The organism is Stenotrophomonas sp. Ps181, assembly GCF_025697425.1.
Lineage (GTDB): Bacteria > Pseudomonadota > Gammaproteobacteria > Xanthomonadales > Xanthomonadaceae > Stenotrophomonas > Stenotrophomonas sepilia.
This window is the reverse complement of record NZ_JAHWBI010000003.1, coordinates 454,076-477,264: the sequence shown is the minus strand read 5'-3', so window position 1 is coordinate 477,264 and position 23,189 is coordinate 454,076. Positions and strand designations below refer to the sequence as shown.

21 protein-coding genes are annotated in these 23,189 nt (G+C 68.4%); 17 read left to right on the top strand and 4 right to left on the bottom strand.

All coding sequences use genetic code 11. The features are described 5' to 3' along the window. Positions 1-2: 2 nt before the first annotated feature. Genes modA through KXV01_RS09075 form a run of 3 tightly spaced genes read left to right on the top strand, consistent with a single transcriptional unit; the run spans position 3 to position 2,091 of the window. Positions 3-746 carry a molybdate ABC transporter substrate-binding protein gene (gene modA, locus KXV01_RS09085; RefSeq protein ID WP_099495774.1) on the top strand — a complete coding sequence of 248 codons (744 nt, stop codon included), beginning with the start codon at positions 3-5 and terminating at the stop codon, positions 744-746. Between the two features lie 3 nt (positions 747-749). Further along, positions 750-1,433: a molybdate ABC transporter permease subunit gene (gene modB, locus KXV01_RS09080; protein WP_099495773.1), complete on the top strand. Its 684-nt coding sequence runs from the start codon at positions 750-752 to the stop codon at positions 1,431-1,433. Further along, positions 1,423-2,091: an ATP-binding cassette domain-containing protein gene (locus tag KXV01_RS09075; protein ID WP_099495772.1), complete on the top strand. Its 669-nt coding sequence runs from the start codon at positions 1,423-1,425 to the stop codon at positions 2,089-2,091. The genes modB and KXV01_RS09075 overlap by 11 nt, the downstream gene beginning before the upstream one ends. A gap of 180 nt (positions 2,092-2,271) precedes the next feature. Here KXV01_RS09075 and KXV01_RS09070 read toward each other — a convergent pair whose 3' ends face one another. After that, positions 2,272-3,801: a sulfite reductase flavoprotein subunit alpha gene (locus tag KXV01_RS09070; RefSeq protein WP_263467723.1), complete on the bottom strand. Its 1,530-nt coding sequence runs from the start codon at positions 3,799-3,801 to the stop codon at positions 2,272-2,274. Beyond that, positions 3,798-4,226 (bottom strand): PAS domain-containing protein, encoded by a 429-nt coding sequence (locus KXV01_RS09065; RefSeq protein ID WP_049413578.1) that lies wholly within the window; start codon positions 4,224-4,226, stop codon positions 3,798-3,800. Before KXV01_RS09065 ends, KXV01_RS09070 begins: the two co-directional genes overlap by 4 nt. Before the next feature lie 441 nt (positions 4,227-4,667). Between KXV01_RS09065 and glgA the strand changes: the two genes are divergently transcribed. Genes glgA through glgX form a run of 7 tightly spaced genes read left to right on the top strand, consistent with a single transcriptional unit; the run spans position 4,668 to position 16,797 of the window. Continuing rightward, the gene (gene glgA, locus KXV01_RS09060) at positions 4,668-6,194 is read left to right on the top strand and encodes a glycogen synthase GlgA (protein ID WP_080352941.1); all 1,527 of its coding nucleotides are present in this window, start codon (positions 4,668-4,670) and stop codon (positions 6,192-6,194) included. Continuing rightward, on the top strand, positions 6,191-8,425 hold the full coding sequence (locus KXV01_RS09055; protein WP_049413575.1) for a 1,4-alpha-glucan branching enzyme: 2,235 nt from the start codon (positions 6,191-6,193) through the stop codon (positions 8,423-8,425). Before glgA ends, KXV01_RS09055 begins: the two co-directional genes overlap by 4 nt. Further along, positions 8,422-10,140: a malto-oligosyltrehalose trehalohydrolase gene (gene treZ, locus KXV01_RS09050; RefSeq protein WP_111096230.1), complete on the top strand. Its 1,719-nt coding sequence runs from the start codon at positions 8,422-8,424 to the stop codon at positions 10,138-10,140. Before KXV01_RS09055 ends, treZ begins: the two co-directional genes overlap by 4 nt. Beyond that, positions 10,137-11,981 (top strand): 4-alpha-glucanotransferase, encoded by a 1,845-nt coding sequence (locus tag KXV01_RS09045; RefSeq protein WP_263467722.1) that lies wholly within the window; start codon positions 10,137-10,139, stop codon positions 11,979-11,981. The genes treZ and KXV01_RS09045 overlap by 4 nt, the downstream gene beginning before the upstream one ends. Continuing rightward, on the top strand, positions 11,978-14,551 hold the full coding sequence (gene treY / locus KXV01_RS09040; protein WP_263467721.1) for a malto-oligosyltrehalose synthase: 2,574 nt from the start codon (positions 11,978-11,980) through the stop codon (positions 14,549-14,551). The genes KXV01_RS09045 and treY overlap by 4 nt, the downstream gene beginning before the upstream one ends. Next, a complete protein-coding gene (locus KXV01_RS09035; RefSeq protein WP_080352942.1) occupies positions 14,520-14,690 on the top strand; it encodes a DUF2934 domain-containing protein in 171 nt (56 codons plus the stop codon). Before treY ends, KXV01_RS09035 begins: the two co-directional genes overlap by 32 nt. After that, positions 14,677-16,797, top strand: coding sequence for a glycogen debranching protein GlgX (glgX, locus tag KXV01_RS09030; protein WP_263467720.1), 2,121 nt, complete (start codon positions 14,677-14,679; stop codon positions 16,795-16,797). The genes KXV01_RS09035 and glgX overlap by 14 nt, the downstream gene beginning before the upstream one ends. A 52-nt stretch (positions 16,798-16,849) precedes the next feature. Here the strand turns inward: glgX and KXV01_RS09025 are convergent, their stop codons facing one another. Together KXV01_RS09025 and KXV01_RS09020 are read right to left on the bottom strand one after the other, a co-directional pair. Next, on the bottom strand, positions 16,850-17,164 hold the full coding sequence (locus tag KXV01_RS09025; protein WP_134709737.1) for an AzlD family protein: 315 nt from the start codon (positions 17,162-17,164) through the stop codon (positions 16,850-16,852). Further along, positions 17,146-17,892 carry an AzlC family ABC transporter permease gene (locus KXV01_RS09020; RefSeq protein ID WP_164282650.1) on the bottom strand — a complete coding sequence of 249 codons (747 nt, stop codon included), beginning with the start codon at positions 17,890-17,892 and terminating at the stop codon, positions 17,146-17,148. Before KXV01_RS09020 ends, KXV01_RS09025 begins: the two co-directional genes overlap by 19 nt. A 127-nt stretch (positions 17,893-18,019) precedes the next feature. Between KXV01_RS09020 and KXV01_RS09015 the strand changes: the two genes are divergently transcribed. The 7 genes from KXV01_RS09015 (at position 18,020) to gspG (ending at position 23,183) form a co-directional block, all read left to right on the top strand. Further along, positions 18,020-18,484 carry an Lrp/AsnC family transcriptional regulator gene (locus tag KXV01_RS09015; RefSeq protein ID WP_005413654.1) on the top strand — a complete coding sequence of 155 codons (465 nt, stop codon included), beginning with the start codon at positions 18,020-18,022 and terminating at the stop codon, positions 18,482-18,484. Between the two features lie 614 nt (positions 18,485-19,098). After that, on the top strand, positions 19,099-19,779 hold the full coding sequence (locus tag KXV01_RS09010) for an STN domain-containing protein (protein WP_099486052.1): 681 nt from the start codon (positions 19,099-19,101) through the stop codon (positions 19,777-19,779). Between the two features lie 16 nt (positions 19,780-19,795). Then, positions 19,796-20,326 carry a sigma-70 family RNA polymerase sigma factor gene (locus tag KXV01_RS09005; RefSeq protein WP_005416809.1) on the top strand — a complete coding sequence of 177 codons (531 nt, stop codon included), beginning with the start codon at positions 19,796-19,798 and terminating at the stop codon, positions 20,324-20,326. Positions 20,327-20,395: 69 nt separating this feature from the next. After that, positions 20,396-21,376, top strand: coding sequence for a DUF4880 domain-containing protein (locus tag KXV01_RS09000; RefSeq protein ID WP_049435293.1), 981 nt, complete (start codon positions 20,396-20,398; stop codon positions 21,374-21,376). A gap of 58 nt (positions 21,377-21,434) precedes the next feature. Continuing rightward, the gene (locus KXV01_RS08995) at positions 21,435-21,986 is read left to right on the top strand and encodes a hypothetical protein (RefSeq protein ID WP_049440015.1); all 552 of its coding nucleotides are present in this window, start codon (positions 21,435-21,437) and stop codon (positions 21,984-21,986) included. A 144-nt stretch (positions 21,987-22,130) separates the two neighbouring features. Then, on the top strand, positions 22,131-22,688 hold the full coding sequence (locus KXV01_RS08990; RefSeq protein WP_240458931.1) for a hypothetical protein: 558 nt from the start codon (positions 22,131-22,133) through the stop codon (positions 22,686-22,688). 57 nt (positions 22,689-22,745) lie between these two features. Then, the gene (gene gspG / locus KXV01_RS08985) at positions 22,746-23,183 is read left to right on the top strand and encodes a type II secretion system major pseudopilin GspG (protein ID WP_049440019.1); all 438 of its coding nucleotides are present in this window, start codon (positions 22,746-22,748) and stop codon (positions 23,181-23,183) included. The last annotated feature ends 6 nt before the right edge of the window (positions 23,184-23,189 follow it).

Below are 23,189 nucleotides of genomic sequence, written 5' to 3'. Positions count from 1 at the left end.
CGATGAAGCGAGCTGGACTGTTGGTGCTGGGACTGCTGGCCATGGTGCCGGCCTGGGCGGCCGACCTGACGGTGTCGGCGGCTTCGAGCCTGACCGAGAGCTTCCGCGAACTGGGTGCGGCCTATGAGAAGGCACACCCGGGAACCAAGGTCGATTTCAACTTCGCCGCCTCTGGCGTGTTGCTGCAGCAGATCAGCCGCGGTGCACCGGTGGATGTGTTTGCGTCGGCCGACGAGACCACGATGGACCAGGCCCAGCAGCAGAACCTGCTGGCGGCCGGCACCCGCGCGGTGTTCGCAGTGAATGCGCTGTGGGTGGTGGTGCCGCCGCAGGCCAAGGCGCCGCCGCGCGCGCTGAAGGATCTGGCCGGCACCGGCGTGCAGCGCATCGCGCTGGGCAACCCGGACAGCGTGCCGGTCGGACGCTATGCCAAGGGCGCGCTTGAAGCGGCCGGCCTGTGGCCGTCGGTGCAAGGCAGGATCATCACCACGCAGAACGTGCGCCAGTCGCTGGACTACGTGGCGCGTGGTGAAGTGGATGCCGGCTTCGTCTATGCCACTGATGCGCAGGCGATGCCGAACCGGGTACGCCGTGCTTTCGCGGTGCCGGTCTCCGGGCGCATCGCCTATCCGCTGGCGGTGACCAAGGCCAGCGTGCAGCCGGCCGAAGCCAGGCGCTTCACCGCCTTCGTGCGTTCGGCGCAGGGCCAGGCGATTCTGGCCAAACACGGATTCGGCAAGCCCTGAGGCATGGATCTGGACTGGAGCGCACTGGGGTTGTCGCTGAGGGTGGCCGGTTGGGCCACCGCCATCAATCTGCTGCTGGGCGTGGCACTGGGCGCGCTGCTGGCGCGTCGGCGCTTTCCTGGCCGTGAGCTGCTGGATTCGCTGCTGACCCTGCCGATGGTGCTGCCACCGACGGTGCTGGGTTATTACCTGCTGGTGCTGATCGGTCGCAACGGCCCGATCGGCGCGTGGCTGCAGTCGTGGTTCGGCATCAACCTGGTGTTCACCTGGCAGGCCGCGGTGATCGCCGCGGCGGTGGCCTCGCTGCCGCTGGTGTTCAAGCCGGCACGCGCGGCGTTCGAGGAAGTGGACAGGCAGTTGGAGCAGGCCGCACGCACGCTGGGTGTGTCCGAAGTGGCGGTGTTTTTCCGCATCACGCTGCCGCTGGCGTGGCGCGGCATTCTTGCCGGCCTGCTGCTGGCGTTCGCACGCGCGATGGGCGAATTCGGCGCGACGCTGATGGTGGCCGGCAGCATTCCGGGCCGGACGCAGACGTTGTCGATCGCCATCTACGAGGCGGTGCAGGCCGGCCAGGACGGCAAGGCCAATGCGCTGGTGATCCTGACCTCGGTGGTGTGCATCGTGATCCTGTTGCTGGCCGCGCGGCTGATAGGCGGGCGTCGGCGGGAGCTGCGCGATGTGGCTTGACCTGCGCGTGCAGCGCCGCCTGCAGGCCGCAGGCCAGGCATTCGTGCTGGACGTCGCGCTGCAGTGCACGCAACGGCAGGTGGTGCTGGCCGGGCCGTCGGGAGCGGGCAAGAGCCTGACCCTGAAGGCGGTGGCCGGGTTGCTGCGGCCAGGGCAGGGGCATGTACGCCTGCAAGGCCAGGCCGTGTTCGATGCGGCCACTGGCGTGGACGTGCCGCCGCAGCACCGTCGGCTGGGGTATGTGTTCCAGGACTATGCGCTGTTCCCGCACCTGAGCGTGCGCCAGAACGTGGCGTTCGGGCTGCAGAAGGGATGGTTGAATCCTCGGATCGGCCAGCGTTTCGACGCGGTGGAGCAGTGGCTGCACGCCTTCCGCATCGACACGGTGGGCGATCTGCTGCCCTCGCAGATTTCCGGCGGGCAGCGCCAGCGCACCGCACTGGCGCGGGCGCTGGTGACGCAACCGCAGGCGCTGCTGCTGGATGAACCGTTCTCCGCACTGGATCATGACCTGCGCCAGCACCTGCGGCAGGAGTTGGAAACGGTGCTGGACAAGACCGGCATCCCATTGTTGTTGATCAGCCATGATCCGCAGGACGTGGCCATGTTCGGCCAGCAGGTGGCGCGCATGGTGGACGGCCGCATCGTCGGCAATTGACCCGTGATGGACGCACCGGCGATGGTTGGTCACATCTGATGGTAGTGCCGGCCGCTGGCCGGCAACCACGGAATCCTGAGCAGCCGGCCAGCGGCCGGCTCTACCGTGATGCACAGGCAATGGTTGGCTACAGAGGCCGGCTCTACCGGTTCAAGGTCCGTGCGGTCCGTTGGTCATGGATCAGTACAACTCGCAGTGGGTGCGGCCTTCACCGCGCAGCGCGTCCCAGCGCCCTTCGCCACCGATGGCATCGACGGCCTCGCGCACCGCGCCTTCCAGGTGGCGCTTGTTGCCGCACAGGTACAGATGCCCGCCCCGGGCCAATACGTCGCGCACTTCGGCGGCACGCTGCTGCAGCACATGCTGCACATAGACCTTTTCGACGCCATCGCGCGAGAACGCGGTATGCAGGCCAGCCAGAACGCCCCGGGTATGCCAGTCCTGCAGCTGGTCGCGGTACAGGTAGTCGTGCTTGCTGTGCTTCTCGCCAAACACCAGGTGCACCTCGCGTGCCCAGCCGCTGGCCTGCAGTTCCTGCATCAGGCCCATCAACGGTGCAATGCCGGTACCGGTGCCGACCAGCAGCAGCGGTGCCTGGCCGGTATCGGGCAGGTGGAAGCCAGGGTTGGAGCGGCAGTACACGCGTGCATGATCGCCGCCATGCAGCAGGCTGCCGGTGGCAGTGCCGAAGCGCTCGCGGCCGCGCAGGGTGTAGTGCACTTCGCGCACGCACAGGCTCAGCTGGTCGTCGCACGGATGCGAGGCGATGGAATAGGCGCGCGGCAGCCGCGGTGACAGCAGCTCGCGCAGCCGGGCCAGCGGCACGCCGTCCGGCGTGGCGTGGTCCTGCAGCACGTCCAGCAGGTCCAGGCCATGCAGGTAGGCGTCCAGCTCGCGCTTCTGGCTGACCTTCAACAGGCCCTTCAATCCCTCGCTGCCGCTGAGCCTGGCCAGTTCGCGCAGCACGCCCTTGCTCAGCAGGCGCAGCTCGCGGTCATGCAGGGCGGCCACGGCGGCGGTGTCGCCGTACCAGGTGGCCAATGCCTGCAGCAGGGCAGGATCGTTCTCCGGCACCACGTGCAGGGTGTCACCCGCGCGGTAGGCCATGCCACTGCCGGCAATGTCCAGTTGCAGGTGCCAGGCGGCCGGGTCGCTGCTGTTCAAGCGGCGGCGTTCGAGAATGCGGGCGGCAAAGGCATTGTCTTCGCCATAGGCGGTGACCTGCAGGTGCAGGTCCTGGCCAGCGCTGAGGTCGCCACCCAGCACCTGGCCCAGCACCGGCTGCCATTGCTGGAAGAACAGCTCGTAGCCCAGGTCGGCATCCACGCGGTGCAGCAGCGGCTGCGCCTGGCGCTCGCTCAGCGCGGCATCCAGCGCCTTGGTGAAGCCGCAGAAGCTGGGATAGCCGGTATCACCGAGGCCGAACACCGCATAGCGCAGGCCGCTCAGCGTCGGGGTCTGGCGCAGGGTTTCGAAGAACCGCTCGCCATTGGCCGGCGGTTCGCCATCGCCGAACGAGCTGGAAATCGCCAGCAGCACATCGCCGTGGCCGAGACTGGCCACGTCGATGTCGTTGAACGGGAGCACCTGCGGCCCGTGCGGCTGCAGGCCCGCGCCCAGGCGCTGGGCCAGGGCGCGGGCGTTGCCCGACTCGGACGCAAAACCCACCAGCAGGCGGCTGAGGGGCGTACTGGTCGGGAGAGCGTTCACGCGGCCTCGTAGAAGTCGTCGAACTTCTCCTTGCTGAACTCGACCAGGTCGTAGTTCTGCATCAGGTCGTTCACCACGCGGCGGATGCTGATGTACGAGGTGATGTTGCCGTCGGTGTCGAACAGCGGCTGCACGGTGGTATCGACCACGTAGAGCACGCCGCCCTTGCCGAGGTTGGGCACGATCCCGGTCCAGGTCTTGCCGGCCTTGATGGTGTCCCACATGTCCTTGTAGACGGCCTTGGGTACGTCTGGATGGCGCACGATGCTGTGCGGCTGGCCGATCAGCTCTTCGCGGGCGAAGCCGGTGAGCGTGCAGAACAGGTCATTGGCGTAGGTGATGTTGCCCTGCAGGTCGGTGGTGGAGATCACCATGACGTTCTGCAGCGCATTCACGAGCTGGGCGTTGTCGGGGGAGTAGCTCATCGGAGGGTCCTTGTAGAGGCCGGCAGCGCCGGTGTGTTCGGGGCCTGCATAGGAATACGCCCGCGTGGCGGCGGGCGGTTTGACATTGGTCAAGCGGGTGGTTCGGCGGGCTGCGACCGGGTGTCGCAGGGACAATCTCTGTAGAGCCGAGCCCATGCCCGGCTCACGGGGCAAACGGGATTGCCAGCAGCCGAGCGCGGGCTCGGCTCTACGGGAGACACACAGGCAGGAGCCGGGCGCATGTCATGTGTACTGAGCTCATGACGCCTTGTCACAAAGAAATCGCCATGGCTTCACGGTTGATTGATCGCATGGAGGGCTATTGTCGTCCTGAGCCTCTCGCTGGCGTCCCCCACGTCCTGCGTCGACTTCCTTCCCAGCATCAGCGCCCGTCCGGGCGCCGCTGGCGTCTGTCTGCCTGAAGCATCCGAGATCATCCCCATGGCCCGCGCCGCCCAGTCCGCTTCACCCGTTGCGATCTCTCCCGTCACGCCCGTGCCGATCGGCACCCGCCGCGGCCATTCGCAACCGTTGGATCTGCCGGAACTGGTGCAGCGCGTTTTGTTCGTTGCCACCGAGATGGCGGACTTCGTCAAGGCTGGTGGCCTGGGCGATGTGGCCGCGGCGCTGCCGCGTGCGGTGCGCGGTGCCTGTGATTCGCGTGTGCTGCTGCCCGGCTACCCGGAGGTACTGCAGCGCCTGCCACAGCTGCAGCGGGTGGGGCAGGTCAGCGCGCGGGCCGGCTTGCCGGCGTGCACGATCGGCATGGCGGTGCAGGCCGACGGCCTTCCGATCTACGTGCTGCTGTCGCCGGAGCTGTACGAGCGTGAGGGCTCGCCCTATGTGGACGGGCAGGGGCAGGAGTGGAAGGACAACGCGGTTCGCTTCGCGACGCTTTCGCATGCGGCTGCGGAGATCGCGGCAGGGCGTGCCGGGCTGGACTGGTCGCCGCAGCTGCTGCACCTGAATGACTGGCCGGTGGCCATGGCGGCCGCCTACGTACGTTGGGACCGGACCGCCGTGCCGACCCTGCTGACGATCCACAACCTGGCTTACCAGGGACTGTTTCCGTACGCGCTGGCACCTGTGCTGGGCGTGCCGGCCGAACACCTGGATGAGCTGCACTTCCACGGTCAGATGTCGTTCCTGCAGGGCGGCATCACCAATGCCACGCGGCTGAACACGGTCAGCCTGCGCTACGCGCAGCAGATCACCGCCCCTGATGACGGCTGCGGGCTGCATGACCTGTTGGCACGGAGGGCGGCCGGCGGGCATCTGAGTGGCATCGTCAACGGTATCGATGCCAGCTGGGATCCGCGCCGCGATATCCATCTCAAGGCCCACTTCGGCATTGGTGAGTGGACCGGGCGCGCCACCAACGCGCATGCGGTGCGCAAGGCGTTCGGCCTGGCGCCGTCGACCGGCCCGCTGTTCGCGGTGGTCTCGCGGCTGGTGCACCAGAAGGGCCTGGACATCACCTGCGACGTGGCGCCCCAGATCGTGGCGGCCGGCGGCCAGCTGGTCATCATCGGCGGTGGCGAGCCGCAGGTGGAAGCCCAGGTGCAGGCGCTGGCCCGCCGCTACCCGGGGCGGGTGGGCGCCTTCATCGGGTTCGAGGAAGCGCTGGCCCGCCAGATGTTTGCCGGCGCCGATTTCCTGCTGATGCCTTCACGCTTCGAACCCTGCGGGCTGAGCCAGATGTACGCACAGCGCTTCGGCTGCCTGCCCATCGCGCACGCGACCGGCGGGCTGGTGGATACCGTCGAGGATGGCGTGACCGGATTCCTGTTCCATGGCGCCAACGCTGATGGACTGCGCCGCTGCGTGGAACGGGCGATGCGCACCTTCCGCCTGCCGGGCCTGCTGCAGGCCATGCGCCGCGCGGCCATGCTGCGGCCGGGTGGCTGGGATGCGGCCGGACGCGCCTATCTGGCCCTGTACCAGCAGACCTGCCAGGTGGCTGCATGAGCCACGACAGCCTGCATCTGGTCGCCCTGGAGGATGAAGCGATCACGGAGACGGGATTGGATCAGCGCATCGCGCCGGCCCTGGAGGACCTCGTCCACGCGCGCCCGGCCGATGCATTCGCCTGGCTGGGCCCGCATCGCCAGCCAGAAGGCGGACGCCAGCTGCGCGTGCTGGTGCCGCATGCGCAGCGCGTCGAGGTGATTGCAGACGATGGGCGGCGCTGGGACCTGTCTCCCGGCCCGTTGCCCGGCCTGTTCGAGGGCGTGGCCGGCGACGCGGCGATACCGCTGCTTGCCCTGCATTTCGAGCAGGGCGTGGAGCAGGTGCACGATGCCTATGCCTTCGGTCCACTGTTGGACGAAGCACTGCTGCATCGGTTCCATTCCGGTGATGCCGATGCGGCGCGGCAGCTGGGGGCGGTGCCGATGCAGGTGCAGGGCATCGCGGGCGTGCGCTTCGCGGTGTGGGCACCCAATGCCCAGCGGGTCGCGGTGGTTGGCGATTTCAATGGATGGGATGGCCGACGCCATCCGATGCGGCTGCGTCACACCGCCGGCGTGTGGGAACTGTTCCTGCCGGGGGTGCAGGCCGGTGCCCGCTACAAATTCCGCATCGTCGGCGCCGACGGCCGGGTGATGCCCGACAAGTTCGATCCGATGGCGCGCTGGGCCGAGCTACCACCGGCCACCGCTTCGCGGGTGCCTTCGGCGGCGCCGACGCAGTGGCACGATGACGCCTGGTTGGCGGCCCGACGCCAGGCCGGAACCTGCGCACCGCTGTCCATCTACGAAGTACATGCGGGCTCCTGGCAGCGCAGCGACGAGGGTGCGCCGCTGGACTGGGATGCCCTGGCCGACCGGTTGATTCCGTACGTCGCCGGACTCGGCTTTACCCACATCGAGCTGCTGCCGGTCAGCGAGCATCCCTTTGGCGGTTCCTGGGGCTATCAGCCGCTGGGCATCTACGCGCCGACGGCGCGCCATGGCACGCCGCAGGCCTTCGCGCGCTTCGTGGACCGCTGCCACCAGGCCGGCGTGGGAGTGATCGTGGACTGGGTGAGCGCGCACTTCCCGAACGATGCGCATGGCCTGGCCGGGTTCGATGGGACTGCGCTGTACGAGCATGCGGATCCGCGCGAAGGAGTGCACGCCGACTGGGACACGCTGATCTACAACTATGGCCGCAATGAGGTGGCCGCCTACCTGATCGGCAGTGCCTTGGAGTGGGTGGAGCGCTTCCATATCGACGGTCTGCGCGTGGACGCCGTAGCGTCGATGCTGTACCGGGATTACAGCCGTGCCGAGGGGGAGTGGGTACCCAACGAGCAGGGCGGGCGCGAGAACCTGCAGGCGGTCGCGTTCCTGCGGCGGATGAACCAGACGCTGCGCGAGCGCTTCCCGGACGTGCTGGTGATCGCCGAGGAATCCACCGCGTGGCCGGGCGTGACCGCGCCGGTGGAAGCGGGCGGGCTTGGCTTCACCCATAAATGGAACATGGGCTGGATGCACGACACCCTGCAGTACCTGGGTCGCGATCCAGTCCATCGCCAGCATCACCACAGCGAGATCAGCTTCGGCCTGGTCTACGCCTTCTCCGAACGGTTCGTGCTGCCGCTGTCGCATGACGAGGTGGTGCATGGCAAGGGAGCGCTGCTGGCCAAGATGGCGGGCGAGCCGGCGCAGCGGCTGGCCCAGCTGCGCGCGTACTTCGGCTTCATGTGGGCGCACCCCGGGAGCAAACTGCTGTTCATGGGCGGCGAGTTCGGCCAGGGCCACGAGTGGTCGCACGATGCGGCACTGGACTGGGCACAGGCGGCCAGCAGTGAGGGCCAGGGCCTGTCGCGCCTGGTGCGAGACCTCAACGGCGTGCTCCGCGCCGAACCCGCGCTGCATCGCGACGAGCGCGACGAACGCGGTTTCGATTGGAGCGTGGCCGACGACAGCCGCAACAGCGTTTACGCGTTCATCCGACGGGATCCTGCCGGCAGCGGCCGCACCCTGCTGGTGGTGAGCAACTTCACCCCGGTGCGGCGCGAGGCGTACCGGGTCGGCGTGCCGCACCCGGGGCGTTGGACCGAACGACTCAACACCGACAGCGCGTACTACGGTGGCGGCAATAGCGGCAACCTCGGAGCGGCGCTCACCGAGCCCCGGCCGATGCATGGCCACGCCCAGTCGCTGCGGCTCACGCTGCCGCCGCTGTCCACGCTGTACCTGCAGGTTGATGCATGACGGCAGTGACGCCGCGCCTGGGCGCATGGCCTGTGGCCGGTGACGGGGTGGAGTTCCGCGTGTGGGCACCGGACGCAAGGACGATGGCGCTGTGCCTGAACGGCACGCAGCGGCCGATGCAACGCGACCCGGACGGCTGCCACTGGCTGCGAACACCGGCATCGCATGGCGACCGCTACCGTTTTCGCCTTCCTTCCGGCCTGGACGTGCCCGACCCGGCCTCGCGCTGGCAGCCGGATGGCATCGACGGCGACAGCGCGGTGGTGCTGGACAAGGACATGGTGCAACCCACGTGGCGCGGGCATGCCTGGCAGGACCTGGTGATCTATGAAGTACACATCGAGGCCGGCGGCGGCTTCGCGGCGCTGACCGCGCAGCTGCCGATGCTGGCCGCGATTGGCATCACCGCCATTGAGCTGATGCCGGTCGCGCAGTTTCCCGGCCAGCGCAACTGGGGCTACGACGGCGTGTTCCCGTATGCGCCGGCCCATGCTTACGGTGGACCGGCAGCGCTGAATGCCTTCGTCGAGGCGGCACATGCCGCTGGGCTTTCCGTGTTGCTGGACGTGGTCTACAACCACTTCGGACCGCAGGGTAACCATCTGCGCCAGTACGCGCGGGGGTTCTTCCGTGATGACCGCAGTACACCCTGGGGCGAGGCCATCGACTTCCGCCAGCCCTGGGTGCGGCGCTTCTTCATCGACAACGCGCTGATGTGGTTGCGCGACTACCGCTTCGATGGGCTGCGCCTGGATGCGGTGCATGCCATCGATGATGAGCGCTTCCTGCAGCAGCTGGCCGAGGAGGTACACGCGGTGGTGCCGCACGCGCACCTGGTGCTGGAGAACGAACGCAACCAGGCGCGATGGTTGCGCGGCGCCTACCAGGGGCAATGGAATGACGACTTCCACAACGCGCTGCACGTGATGCTGACCGGCGAGCAGGAAGGCTATTACGCGGCCTATGCCGGTCGCGCCGAAGCGCTGCTGGCGCGCTGCCTGGCCGAGGGATTCGCCTGGCAGGGCGAACCGGACCTGCGCGGCGATCCCCGCGGCGAACCCAGCGCCGACCTGTCTCCCGCGCGTTTTGTGGCATTCGCGCAGAACCACGATCAGGTAGGCAACCGTGCTTTCGGCGAGCGCTTGTCGATGCTGGTGGATCCGGCGCGGCTGCGTGCGGCGCTGGCGTTGACCCTGCTGACGCCGATGATCCCGCTGCTGTTCATGGGCGAACCGTGGCAGGCGCAATCGCCGTTCCTGTTCTTCACCGACTACGCGCCGCCGCTGGACGAGGCGGTGCGCGAAGGGCGTCGCCGCGAGTTCGCTGGTTTCAGCGCCTTTGCCGACGCCGCCTCGCGCGCGCGTATTCCCGACCCGAACGACCCGGCCACCCTGCAGGCGTCCTACACGTCGCCGCCCGGCGATGATCCCTGGTCGCAGCACTGGCTGCGCTGCACGAGCGGGTTTCTGGCACTGCGCAGGCGCTATCTGCAGCCCGGGTTGCTGCAGGCGCGGTCGTTGGGTGCGCGCGTGCTGGGCGAAGGCGCGGTGCAGGCGGGCTGGCAGCTGCCGTCGGGCCAGTGGTGGATCGCGGTCAATGTCGGCCCGTCGCCGGTGGTGCATGCGATGCCGGCCGGGGAGCACGTTGTAGGGCCGGACGCTGCCACGTTGCTGCCCGCAGGCGGCGGCGTGTTTGCCTGTTGGGTCGCCGCATGAGTACCGATGCGGCGGTTCTGGAGGCGGCACGGCGCGCGGGCCTGCTGGTCCGCTGGACCGACGTGGCCGGTGTCGAGCGCGAGGTCGCACCGGACGTGCTGCGCGCGGTGCTGGAGGCGCTGCAGGGCGATGCAGCGCCCGAGCACGGTGGCCTGCGCACGGCCTGCTGTGGACAGCTGCTGGCGATGCCCCAGGCGGCAGGCGCAGCGTGCTGGGTGGATGAGCAGGGCGCAGTGCTGCCGGCACACCCCGATGCGCAAGGGCGCTGGCGCGTGCCGGACCAGCCCGGCTACTGGCGGTGGCGCCAGGGCGGACGGCAACAGGCGATTGCGGTGGCACCACAGCGTGCCTGGTGGCCGCTGGGCTTGCTGCGCGGCTGGGGCCTGTCGGCGCAGGTCTACAGCCTGCGCGCTCGCGACGACGCCGGCATCGGTGACAGCGCCGGCTGTGCGCGATGGAGCGAACTGCTGCACCGTCACGGCGGCGATGCAGTGGCGTTGAGCCCGCTGCATGCCGGCTTGCCACCAGGGCCAGGCTACAGCCCCTATTCGCCCAGCGACCGGCGCTGGCTCGATCCGCTGCAGACCTCCCTGCCGCAGGTACTGCCGGAAGCAGCCGACGCCGTGCTGGCTGAAGACGAAGCACTGGCGACGGCCGTTGCAGCAGCGACTGCCGCGCGCCGCATCGACTGGCCGCACTCGGCGGCGTTGAAGTGGCGCTGGCTGCGCCAGGTGCGCCAGTGGCTGCGGCAGCAGGTGCCGGCTCAGTACGAACAGATGCAGACGTGGTGCGATGCGCAGGGCGAATCCCTGCTGCGCTATTGCCAGCACGCCGCCGACCGGTTCACTGGAAGCGCTGACGACCATGCGTTTGCGCAGTGGTTGGCGCAGCAGGGCTGGGCGCAGGTGCAGGCGGGATTGCGCGACGACGGCGCGTCGATCGGGCTGATCGCAGATCTGGCGGTGGGTTGCGCGCCGCAGGGCGTCGAGGCCCGGACCGGCGGCGACCATTTGCTGCAGGGCCTTGAGCTGGGCGCGCCGCCGGATGCGTTCAATCCGCTGGGCCAGGCCTGGGGTATCACCAGCTGGTCACCCTCCGCGCTGCAGCGCGAGGGCTTTGAGCCGTTCATTCGCGTGCTGCGCGCCGTGATGGCCGGCCGTGGTGGGCTGCGCATCGACCATATCCTCGGCCTGCAGCGGCTGTGGGTGCTTCCCTGTGGCTCAGGCGCCGGGCAGGGCGCGTACCTGCGCTATCCGTTCGATGATCTGATCAACCTGCTGGTTCTGGAATCGTGGCGGCATCGCTGCGTGCTGATCGGTGAAGACCTGGGCGTGGTGCCTCCGGGCATTCGCCAGCGGCTGGCAGCCCGCGGCATCCTGGGCATCGAGGTGCTGCCGTTCGCCCGCAATGGTGAGCACTTCCTGCCGGCGCAACGGTGGCGCCGCGATGCGGTGGCCATGCCCTCCACCCATGATCTGCCACCGCTGTCCGGCTGGCTGCACGGGCGCGACCTGCGCTGGCGTGCCCGCCTGGGTGAGCTGACCGGGCTTGCAGCGGCGTTGCACGCGCGCGCCAGTGAGGTGCAGGGACTGTCCGCAGTTGCCCGAGGCGAGGGCGCGACGCTGGAAGCGCGTGCGCTGTCGCTGGTCGCGCACGCGCCTTCGCGGTTGGCGTTGCTCCCGCTGGAAGATGCGCTGGGGAGCCGCGCGCAGGTGAACCTGCCGGGCACCGTCAACGGCCATCCGAACTGGCGCCGGCGGCTACCGCTGGCGTGGGAACAGGACGCGGTTGACGCGCGTATTGCCAGGTTCAGCGCCACGCGGCGGAGGGAGCGGCGATGACTCCATTGCGTGCCACCGTACGCCTGCAATTGCATCCAGGCTTCGCCCTCGAGGCCGCCGCGACGCAGCTGCCTTACTACGCCGCGCTGGGCGTCAGCCACCTTTACCTGTCGCCGATCGCCGCTGCGCTGCCCGGGTCTACGCATGGCTACGATGGCATCGACCCGGCCCGCATCAATCCGGAACTGGGCGGCGAAGAAGCCTTCCGGCAACTGGCCACAGCGACGCGCGCGCACGGCATGGGCCTGATCCTCGACATCGTACCCAACCATCTGGCGGCGTCCCCGCACAGCCATTGGTGGAACGATGTGCTGATGCACGGGCGTCGAAGCCCGCACGCAGAATGGTTTGACATCGACTGGGAGGCGCCGGGCTGCGAGGGCCGGCTCTGGCTGCCTGCACTGGACCGGCCGTTGCACGACGCGGTGCGCGATGGCGTAGTGCGCGTGGTGGTGGACAACGCGCGTCCCGTGCTGCGCCACCATGGTCTGGCGTTGCCCTTGTCGCCGCGCAGCCATCCACTGGACCCCGCGCAGTGGCCGGCGTGGGCCGAGCGCTGCAACCGCAGCGTTGAACGGCTGCATACGCTGCTGCAGCGGCAGCACTACCGGCTGGCCTGGTGGCGCACGGCGGGCGATCAGGTGAACTACCGGCGCTTCTTCGATATCAATGAACTGGCCGCGCTGCGGGTGGAGCGCGACGACGTGTTCGAGGCGGTGCATGCGCTGCCGCTGCGGTTGGTACGCGAGGGATGGGTGGACGGCCTGCGTATCGACCATGTGGATGGCCTGTCCTCCCCGGGCGCCTACCTGCGGCGCCTTCGTGAATCGCTCGACGCAGCCTGTGCGGCCGGCGGTCGTGATCCGCAGGCGGTGAGCCTGCATGTGGAGAAGATACTGGCCGAGGGCGAGCAGCTGCCCGACAGCTGGGCCTGCGACGGCACCACCGGCTATGACTTCATGGACCAGACCGGTGCCTGGTTGCACGATCCGGCGGCTGCACCCGCGCTCTCGCGCACGTGGCAGGCGCTGGGCGGTGACTCGCGCAGCTTTGACCGGATTCAGCAGGACGCTCGCGGCATGATGTTGCGCCAGGGCCTTCACGCAGACTTCCAGCGGCTGCTGCGCAGTGCGCAGCAGGTCCTGCAGCCCCGGCTGGCCGAGGCCGATATCGGAGTGGCTGCGCTGGCACGCGCATTGGCTTCATTGCTGCGGCATTACCGCACCTACCGGCCCTATTCGCTGCAGGGGGCGGGTGAACGAAAGGCGCTGGTGGACGCTGCAGCTGCTGCGCGCGAGGCGCTGGACGGTGCGGCACGCGCCGCGCTGGATCTGCTGCTGCAGGCACTTCCCGGCCAGGCGCCGGCTGAAACCGAGCTGCGCGTACGGTTCGGGCAGCTGGCCGCGCCGCTGAATGCCAAGTCGGTGGAAGATACCGCGTTCTATCGCTATTTCAGGCTGCTGTCGCGCAACGAAGTCGGCAGTAATCCGCAGCGGCTGGGCATGGAGGGGCGCGAGCTGCTGGAACATGCAGCCGGGCGCCTGCGGCGCCATCCCAGGGCGCTGCTTGCGCTGGCGACCCACGATCACAAGCGCGGGGCCGACAGCCGGGCACGGCTGGCCGTTCTCAGTACCTGCACGGTCGAGTGGCGGGACGCGGTGCGGCGCTGGAGCCGGATGGCGACCCGCGCCGGCGCGCCAATGCCATTGCCGGGTGCCGAGGCCTATGCGCTATGGCAGGCGCTCGTCGCCGCGTGGCCGATGCACGGTACCCCCGGCGCAGGCTTCGCATCGAGGATGGTGCAATGGCTGACCAAGGCGTTGCGCGAGGGCAAGCGGGTCAGCAGCTGGTCCGATCCCAACGTGGCCGTGGAGGAAGGCGCCGCGCAGTGGCTGCACGCGCTGCTGGATGGAGCGCCGTTGCAGCCGGTGCGGGAGGCGCTGGCGACCTTCGTGGCGCGCATCGCGCCGGCGGGCGCCTGCAACGGTTTGGCACAGCTGTGCCTGCAGCACTGCCTTCCCGGCGTGCCCGATCTTTACCAAGGCGGTGAAGGCTGGGACCTGAGCCTGGTGGACCCGGACAACCGGCGCGCCGTGGATTATCCAGCGCGGCAGGCGTGGCTGCGTGATGCGCGCGCGTGGCCCGCGCTGCTGGAGGACTGGCGGGACGGTGGGATCAAGGCATTTCTACTCCGGCGATTACTGGATTGCCGACGCCGGCACCCGCAGCTGTTCCTGCACGGCGCGCTGCAGCCGCTGTCCGCGCCTGCGCGCTCACCGTGGCTGGCGTTCACGCGCAGGCATCAGGCGCAGATGCTGCTGGTGGTCGTGCGGCGTGGTTCGCCCACCGCCGTGCCTGGCCCAAGCCTGCATGCGCCGCGCGACGTCGGCAGCGATGTGACGCTGCGTGGGGTGCCGACAGGCCCCATGCGCAACGTCCTTGATGGGCGTATCGAACATTTCAACGCAACCACGGACGTGGCCAGGCTTCTGGCTGGCAGCCCGTTGGCGATATGGATCAACGAGGAGGCAGGTAGGGATGGACAGCAGGGAACGACGGCAGCGGATTGAGGCACTGGCCCACCAGATCTGGGAGGCAGAAGGGCGCCCGGATGATCAGCAGCAACGGCACTGGCACATGGCCGAGCGGCTGGTGGAGGCCGAGATTGCCGCCGCGCGCGGGGAGGAGGGCACCGATGGCGAGCCGTAAGTGGACGCAGACCTCGCGCGTGCGCGAAGGCCGGCCCTTCCCGCTGGGAGCGACCTGGGACGGGTTGGGTGTGAACTTCGCGCTGTACTCGCGGCATGCCACCCGGGTTGAACTCTGTCTGTTCGATGCACGCAACCGCGAAGTGGAACGCATCGCGCTGCCCGAGTACACCAACGAGATCTGGCATGGCTACCTGCCGGACGTGCGGCCCGGCCAGCGCTATGGCTACCGGGTGCATGGCCCCTATGCGCCGGAGGAAGGCCATCGCTTCAATCCCAACAAGCTGCTGCTGGACCCCTACGCCAAGCAGATTGTGGGCGAACTGAAGTGGGCCCCCCACCTGTTCGGCTACACCTTGGGCCACCCCGATGGCGACCTGAGCTTCGACCGCCGCGACAGCGCCAGCTACATGCCGCGCTGTGCCGTGATCGATCCGGCCTTCAGCTGGGGCGCCGAGCGAGCACCTGCCACGCCCTGGGACCGGACCGTGATCTACGAAGCGCACGTGCGCGGGCTGACCATGCAACACCCCGATGTTCCGCAGGCCGAGCGTGGCACCTTGTCTGCCCTGCGCCATGACGCAGTGGTCGACCACCTCAGCCATCTGGGCGTGACCGCCATCGAACTGCTGCCGGTGCACGCCTACGTCGATGACCAGCAGCTGCTCGAGCGCGGGCTGCGCAACTACTGGGGGTACAACACCATCGGCTTCTTCGCGCCGCAGCCGCGTTACCTGTCGCTGGGCACCGTGGCCGAGTTCAAGCAGATGGTCGCGCGGCTGCACAATGCTGGCATCGAAGTGATCCTGGATGTGGTCTACAACCACACCGCCGAAGGCAATGAGCTGGGCCCTACGCTGTCCTTCAAGGGCATCGACAACGCCAGCTACTACCGCCTGGCCGATGATCGCCGCTACTACATCAACGATACCGGCACCGGAAACACGTTCGACCTGACCAATGCCGGTGCACTGCGCATGGTGATGGACTCGCTGCGCTACTGGGTGACCGAGATGCGGGTGGACGGCTTCCGCTTCGACCTGGCGACCATTCTCGGCCGTGAACGGCATGGGTTCGACGCCTCGGGCAGCTTCCTCGACGCAGTGCGCCAGGACCCGATCCTGAGCCAGGTGAAGCTGATCGCCGAGCCGTGGGACATCGGCCCGGGCGGCTACCAGCTGGGCCAGTTCCCGCCGGGCTGGGCCGAATGGAATGACCGTTTCCGAGATACGGTGCGCGCGCTGTGGCGCGGCGATGGCGGCCAGCTGGCGGAGTTCGCCACGCGCTTCACCGGCTCGGCCGACCTGTTCGAGCACCACGGCCGGCGGCCGTCGGCCAGCATCAATCTGGTAACGGCACACGATGGGTTCACGCTGCATGATCTGGTGAGCTACAACGACCGCCACAACGAAGCCAACGGCGAAGACAACCGTGATGGCCATTCGCACAACCTTTCCAGCAACCATGGCGTGGAGGGTGAGACCGATGATCCGGCGATCCTCTCCGTACGTGCGCGGCAGATGCGCAACCTGCTGGCCACGCTGCTGCTGGCGCAGGGCACCCCCATGCTGCTGGCCGGCGATGAGTTCGGCCATTCTCAGCAGGGCAACAACAATGCCTACTGCCAGGACAACCCGCTGAGCTGGATCGACTGGGAGCGTGCTGCGCAGCCGGCAGCCCAGGCGCAGGTGGCGTTCGTACGCCGGGCGCTGTCGCTGCGCCGACGCTATGGCCTGCTGCGCAGGAACCGGTTCCTGCGCGGCGAATACGATGAAGCGCTGGGCCTGCGCGATATAGACTGGCGGCATCCTGACGGCCGCAGCATGGAGGAAGCGGACTGGCATGACGCAGGGCTGCGTGCGCTGCTGATCGTGCTGGACGGTCGCAGTCCGGACAGTGGCCTGCGCGAGCCCGGGCGGCATGTCAGCCTGGCCCTGCTGTTGAACGCCGGGGAGCAGCCGCAGCGGTTCTGTGTGTCAGACGACGCCCTGTCGTTCCGGCGCGTACTCCTGCAGACCGACGAAACGCCGTTGGAGCCGGATGAGGAAGGCGCCTGGACGCTGCCGCCGCGCAGCCTGTGCCTGCTGGCGGCAAGCAGCAGCGCCTGATTGCTCTGCGGCGCTACTACGGTGCGCCGGGCGTTGCCCGGCGTACCGGTAGCTACCCCATCAGATAACGCAACACACCCGCCGAGACCACGCCGATCAGCACGGTCGGCAGCATCGACAACCGCGTGGCGGCCAGCAGGGTGATGGCCAGTGCGGCCAGGTCGGCCGGCTTGTCGGCGACGAAGTCCGGGGCGATCACCGAGATCAGCACGCAGCCCGGCGCGGCTTCCATTACCGTCACTGCGCGTTTGCTCAACGTGCGGTTACGCAGCGCGAGGAAGCCGACGATGCGGGTCAGGTAGGTGGCGGCGGCCATCAGCGCGATGGTCAACACCGAGGTCCAGTGGATCAGGCCGTTGAAGATGATGCCGCGTCCTCCGCCAGCAGCCAGGCAGCGGCCAGGCCGGCCAGGGCGCCGCTGGCCACGTACCACGCGCCCGGGATCAGCAGATAAGTGGCGGCGGCCACGACCAAGCTGACCAGCCACGGCCGTGCCGCCTTCATGCCCTGCCACATGCCGCGCAGCAGTACCAGGAATACGGCAGGGAAGGCCATGTCGAAGCCATAGGCGTGGATGTCGCCCAGCAGCGGCCCGATGATCGCGCCGAGTGCGGTGCAGGCCACCCAGACCGTGTACAGGCCGGCCGAGACGCCCAGGTAGTAGGCCAGGCTGAAGCCAAGCGCGTGCCGACGCGCATCGGCCACGCCCATCGCCCAGCTCTCGTCGCACATGAAGAACAGCGCCGGCAGCACACGACGGCGCGGCAGGTGCTGCAGCAGTGGGGCCAGGCTGGCGCCCATCAGCAGGTGGCGGCTGTTGACCAGCGCGGTGATTGCCACGATCAGTGCGATGTGCGGTGGCGAGGTCCACAGTTCGACGGCGGCGAACTCCGAGCCGCCAGCGAAGTTGAGGCCGGTCATCAGCGGCACTTCCAGTGCGCTCAGGCCCTTCTGGGCCGCCTGCGCGCCGAGCACCAGGGCGAACGGAATGAAGCCGATCATCACCGGCACGGCGGCACGCAGGCCGCGCAGGAATTCGGCACGCGGGGCGGTGTCGCAGGCGTCGGGCAGGGGGAGGGTGGTACGGGCGTCCATGGAACGGCACAACGAGATGGGGGTGGCCCATGCTAGCGGGCCGATCGCGAAATCGGGTTGCGTTGATGCCACTGGATTCGGGATGATTGATATTCCATGCGGCCAGAGTCGACCAAGGCGAAATTTCATGCAGTACCAGCTCGACAACCTGGATCGCCGCATCCTCGACGCCCTGCAGCGCGACGGCCGACTGCAGAATCTGGAGCTGGCCCGTCTGGTCGGGCTGTCGCCGTCGGCGTGCCTGCGCCGGGTGCGGCTGCTGGAGGAGGGCGGCTACATCGACCGCTACGTGGCTTTGTTGAACGAGGCCAAAGTGGGGCGGGGCTTCACGGTGTTTGTGCGGGTATGGCTGCGCGGGCAGGACGAGGACACCACCAACCACTTCATCAATAGCATCAAGTCTTTCCCGGAAGTGCTTGAATGCCATCTGATGGCCGGTGACTGCGATTTCCTGTTGCGGGTGGCGGTGGCCGACCTTGATGCCTACCGGCAGTTCCAGATGCAGCACCTGAACCGGATCGCCGGAGTGCAGAACACCAAGACCGAGATTCCGATGCAGCGGATCAAGCAGACGACTCAGCTACCGCTTTGACGGATGGGGTTTGCGGCCGGGTTGTACCCGGTACCCGCAGGTAGTGCCGGCCGCTGGCCGGCAACCTCGGGAGCAACAGCCGAAGCAACAGCGTGCATTCCGTGGGATGGCGGGGTGGGTCCGGTTGCAGGGGACGCCGTAAACCCCCAGTCCGGCCCAGCCGCTGGCGGCTGTGCGTTCGAGCGCTTGCGAAGCAATGCTTCGCAAGCGAAGCGCCCTCACCCATGGGGGCTTGGCCGCGGTATCCATGCCGCGGACACCCCCGCAACCGGACCCACCCCGCCTTCGACAGATTTCCACGATCTGCCGGAACGGCATGAGTTGCTCTTGGTAGGTGTCGATCTTGGTCGACACGTTTGGGTCGGCATGGGGTCGGATCCCGTTGCTTCGCAACGGGCTCTGACCCCTGCGCGTAGATAGCGTGGTCTGTTCGATTCATTGATTCCTGACGCGTGACTGGCTTCGCAGGTCATGACCCGGCGTCAGCCGTGGCGGCGGTCATCGCAATGACATGTGCCCCCGGTACGGTTTGAGCCCGCTTGCGGGTCGCGCGCGGGCCGGGGTTCCGGTCATGGTGCGCGTCCACTGCAGCTGCTGTCGCTGCCGAGGGTCATGTGTTCTACGTCAGGGGGCTGAATGGACACCATGCGGTCAGAACTTGGAAGGTGGCCATCGCCGCATGGCTGCTGCTGTCCTTTGCCGCTGCCGCACAGGACGCGGTTCATGCCTACGACATCCCTGCGCAGCCGCTGGAACAGGCGGTCGAGCGCTTCAGCGTCATCAGTGGGTGGTCGGTGATGTACCCCGGCGACCTTGCTTCGGGCCGCAGCAGCCATGCGCTGCGCGGGAGCCTGGCACCGCTGGCGGCGCTGGAATCGCTGCTGCAGGACACCGGGATCGAGGCCGAGGTGATCGGCGAGCAGCGCGTGGTGCTGCGCCGGGGCATGCCCTCGCCTGCGGAACCCGGTGTTGGCGCGGGGCTGCCCGAGGCCGAACGCCGGCGTCGCTACGGCGGGCTGCAGCAGCGGCTGCGTGCGGCGTTCTGTGACGACCCGGAGATCGCGCCCGGCCGCTATGCCGCAACGCTGCGCTTCCGCATCGACGGCGCGGGCCAGGTGAGCGAGCCCGAGCTGCTGTCCGGCAGTGGCAGTGATCGCCGCGACGCACGCCTGCTGCAGGCGATGCACGGCCTGGTGCTGGCGACCGAGGCCGCCGCGCTGCCACAGCCGGTGACGCTGCAGATCCGTCCTTCCGGCACCGACCACGACTGCGGCCGGCGCGCGCCCCTTCCATGACTTCAAGGATTCGGACATGAGCAACGGTACGGCCGGGGCGGTTGACCTGATGGACCACCTTCTGGGTGCCTACGACGAGCTGAAGCGCCGGTTGGTGCGCAAGCTCGGATCGGAAGAGCTGGCCGGCGACGCGCTGCAGGACACGTGGATGCGCCTGAGTGCGCGCCGTGACCGCCTGGACGCCGTGCAGAACCCTGCGGCCTACCTGCTGCGCATGGCGATGAACACCGTGATCGACCGCCAACGGGCAGACCACCGCCTGCTGAGCCTGGAGGAGGTGGATACGCTGATGGACATGGCCGACCCGGGGCCGGGGCCGGCGCAGGCGGCCGAGCTGGACTTCGCGCTGGAAGACATGGTCGGGTTGCTGCAGCGCATGCCCGAGCGCCGTCGCCGCATCCTGCTGGCAATCCGCGTCGATGGCCTGCAGCAGCGCGACGTGGCCGACCACCTCGGTGTGTCGCTGCGGTTGGTGCAGCGGGAGCTGAAGGCAGCCCAGGACTACCTGGCCGAACGCAGCGGGCAGGGGCGCCAGGTGCGGTTCTGAGCGACGGCATCCGTCTACACTTTGACGCCGAGCAGAACCCCGCAGCGTGCGGGTCCGGCATGAGCCCCCATGGATCCTGACGACCGCCCGCAACGCCCGCTGGATGCCGTCGAGCGTCAGGCCCACGCGTGGGTGGTGCGGCTGACCTCGGGCGAGGCGACCGCCGCCGACGGGCGCAGGTTCCGTGCATGGTGCGAGTCCGACCCGCGTCATCGTGAAGCGTTTGGCCGTGCGCGCCGGCAGTGGGAGCAGGTGCGGCTGGCCGGCGAGCAACTGCCCGCCGCCGCGCGCCAACCGGTCGCGCCGACGCCGGCCCAGCGCTGGAGCCGGCGCGCCTTCCTGGGCGCTGCGGTGGCGGCGCCAGCCAGTCTTGTGGTGGTGGCGGCGCTCCGCCCGCCGCTGGGATTGTGGCCCTCGGTGACGGCGATGACGGCCGATTTCCACACGAGCACCGGTGAACGACTACAGATCGCGCCCTTGCCGCAGCTCAAGATCGAACTGGATACGCAGAGCAGCCTGCGCCGCCGCGCGCACGCGCAAGGCGAAGGCTTCGAGCTGGTGCAGGGCCAGGCCGCGATCGAAACCGGCGCTGGCCTGCGCCTGGCACTGTTCGCGGGCCCGGGTTGCGTGATTGCCGATGAAGGTGCGGTGCGCCTGGACGTACGCAACACCCACGGCCAGGTACGCGTGACCTGCCTGCAGGGTAGCGCCCGCATCGAGCATCCGCAGGGCCGCCTGCAGCTGCAGGCCGGCCAGCAGACCCGGTTCGACGAGCGCCTCAGTGGCGTGGTGGCCGAGGCCGTAGCTTCGGAAGTGAGTGCTTGGACCGAAGGCATGCTGGTCTTCCGCCGCGCACCGCTGCACGAGGTGGTGGACGAGATCAACCGCTACCGGCGGGGCAGGGTACTGCTGGGTCAATCGGCATTGGCGCGCGCGCCGGTCAGCGGCCGCTTCCGCATCGATGATCCGGACGCGGCGCTGGAGCAGCTGCGACTGACGATGTCGCTGGATCTGCGTCGCTTTCCGGGTGGCATCGCCGTCCTTGGATAGATGAAGGCGCTGGCCGTGCGCGCCGCGCCGGGCTGTTGCAAGCAAGGAGAATCCAAGGATGCGCAACGAGACCATCGGTGTGCTCGATCTGCGCCGCAATCTGTCTGCATTGCTGGAAACCACCCAGCGAAGGCCCCTGATGGTGCATCGCTATGGTTCGCCCTGGGTGTGCGTGGTGTCTGACGCGCAGTGGCAGCAGCAGGCGGTGCTGCTGGACTTCAATCCGCAGTCACACCCATTGGCGATGCTGCTGCGGCTGCAGCAGCAGGAGATGCCCTTGGTCGAATCCGGGGCGCTGCCGCCTGCGGCGCTCGCACGCGCACTGCTGTTGGCGGGCATGCATGGCATCGACGATCTCACGCAGCTGCATGAGCAGGTACTGCATCATCGGCTCTGGCACTGGTTCGTGGCGGGCGCCCATGGGGTGATGGACGGCTGGCAGCTGCCCGCACTGCGCGTTGCGCTGGCGTCATGGTGCGATGACGTGGACATGACCGATGCACTGGTCGCATTCGCTGCCCGCAGCGACGTGGCGGTACTGGCCCGCCGTTGTGGGGGGGACGCACCGCGGCTGCAGCGCGAAGCCTGCAGGCGGATGACGCTGCGATGACGTTGCCGATGAAGCGCCACCGCGTGCACAGAGTTGCATTCGCGGTGTCGCTTCACCTGCCTTGCTGACGTCTTCTCCAGAGTACGACGCACCACGCGTCGCGGAGCACGGGCGGCGCAGATGGAAGACAGTCGCAGGATCAGCATGCTGGAGCTGGATCGCCACCTGAGCCAGTCGCTGGAGCAGGCGCGGCACACGCCCCTGAACGTACAGCGCTATGGGCGCTCGTGGGTCTGGGTGCTGTCCAGTGACGCCTGGGCGGATGCGGCGCGCTGGGCGGCACTGGACAGCAGTGCGCATCCACTGGCGGCACTTCGAAAGGCCCTCGACCTGCGGCTGTGGCCCTGGCCCGACGCGGCCATGGGCGCGCTGCCGCTTGGCACAGCCGATGCGCGACTGCTGCAACGTGCGGCCCTGCTGGTGATCGTGCGTGATCTCAACACTGCGCAGCGCGTGTACGACGACCTGCGCTACCACCAGGCCTACCGGATGTTCATTGGCCTCGACCACGGCACCGCGTGGTCGTCGACGCAGTGCGTGCGCCTGCTGCAGGCGTGCGTGCATCCGTTGCTGCGCGAGTGCATCGACCAAACACTGGCCAGCGTGCCGCCGCACCTGCTCGAGGCGGCACGCGTGCCGGCTGCACGTGCGCCCGCACAGGCAACCGCGCAGCGAATCGCAGGCGGATGTTTATCGTACTGACACATGCGCCGCTGACCATGGTGCAGCGGTCTCTTCCAGGATGACGAGGGCGGAACGATGGCAAGGCAGGCAGGTGGTTGCAGGGCTCGGCAGCAGGGCTTCAGCCTGATCGAGATCATGGTGGTGGTGGTGATCATCGGCATCCTTGCCGCGCTGATCGTGCCGCGGTTGATGGACCGTCCGGACCAGGCGCGCGTGGTGGCGGCGCGCCAGGACATCGCGGCGCTGATGCAGGCGCTGAAGCTGTTCAAGCTGGACAATGGGCGCTATCCCAGTGCCGAACAGGGGCTGCAGGCACTGGTGAAGCCGCCGCAGGGCAGCGGTGCGTTGCCGGTGACGCCGTATCTGGATCGCCTGCCGAATGACCCGTGGGGCCATCCCTACCAGTACCAGGTTCCAGGCACTCATGGCGACATCGATGTGTTCTCGCTGGGTGCGGACAGCAAGCCCGGTGGCGACGCCGGGAACGCAGACATCGGCTCCTGGCAGCTGTGAGGCGTG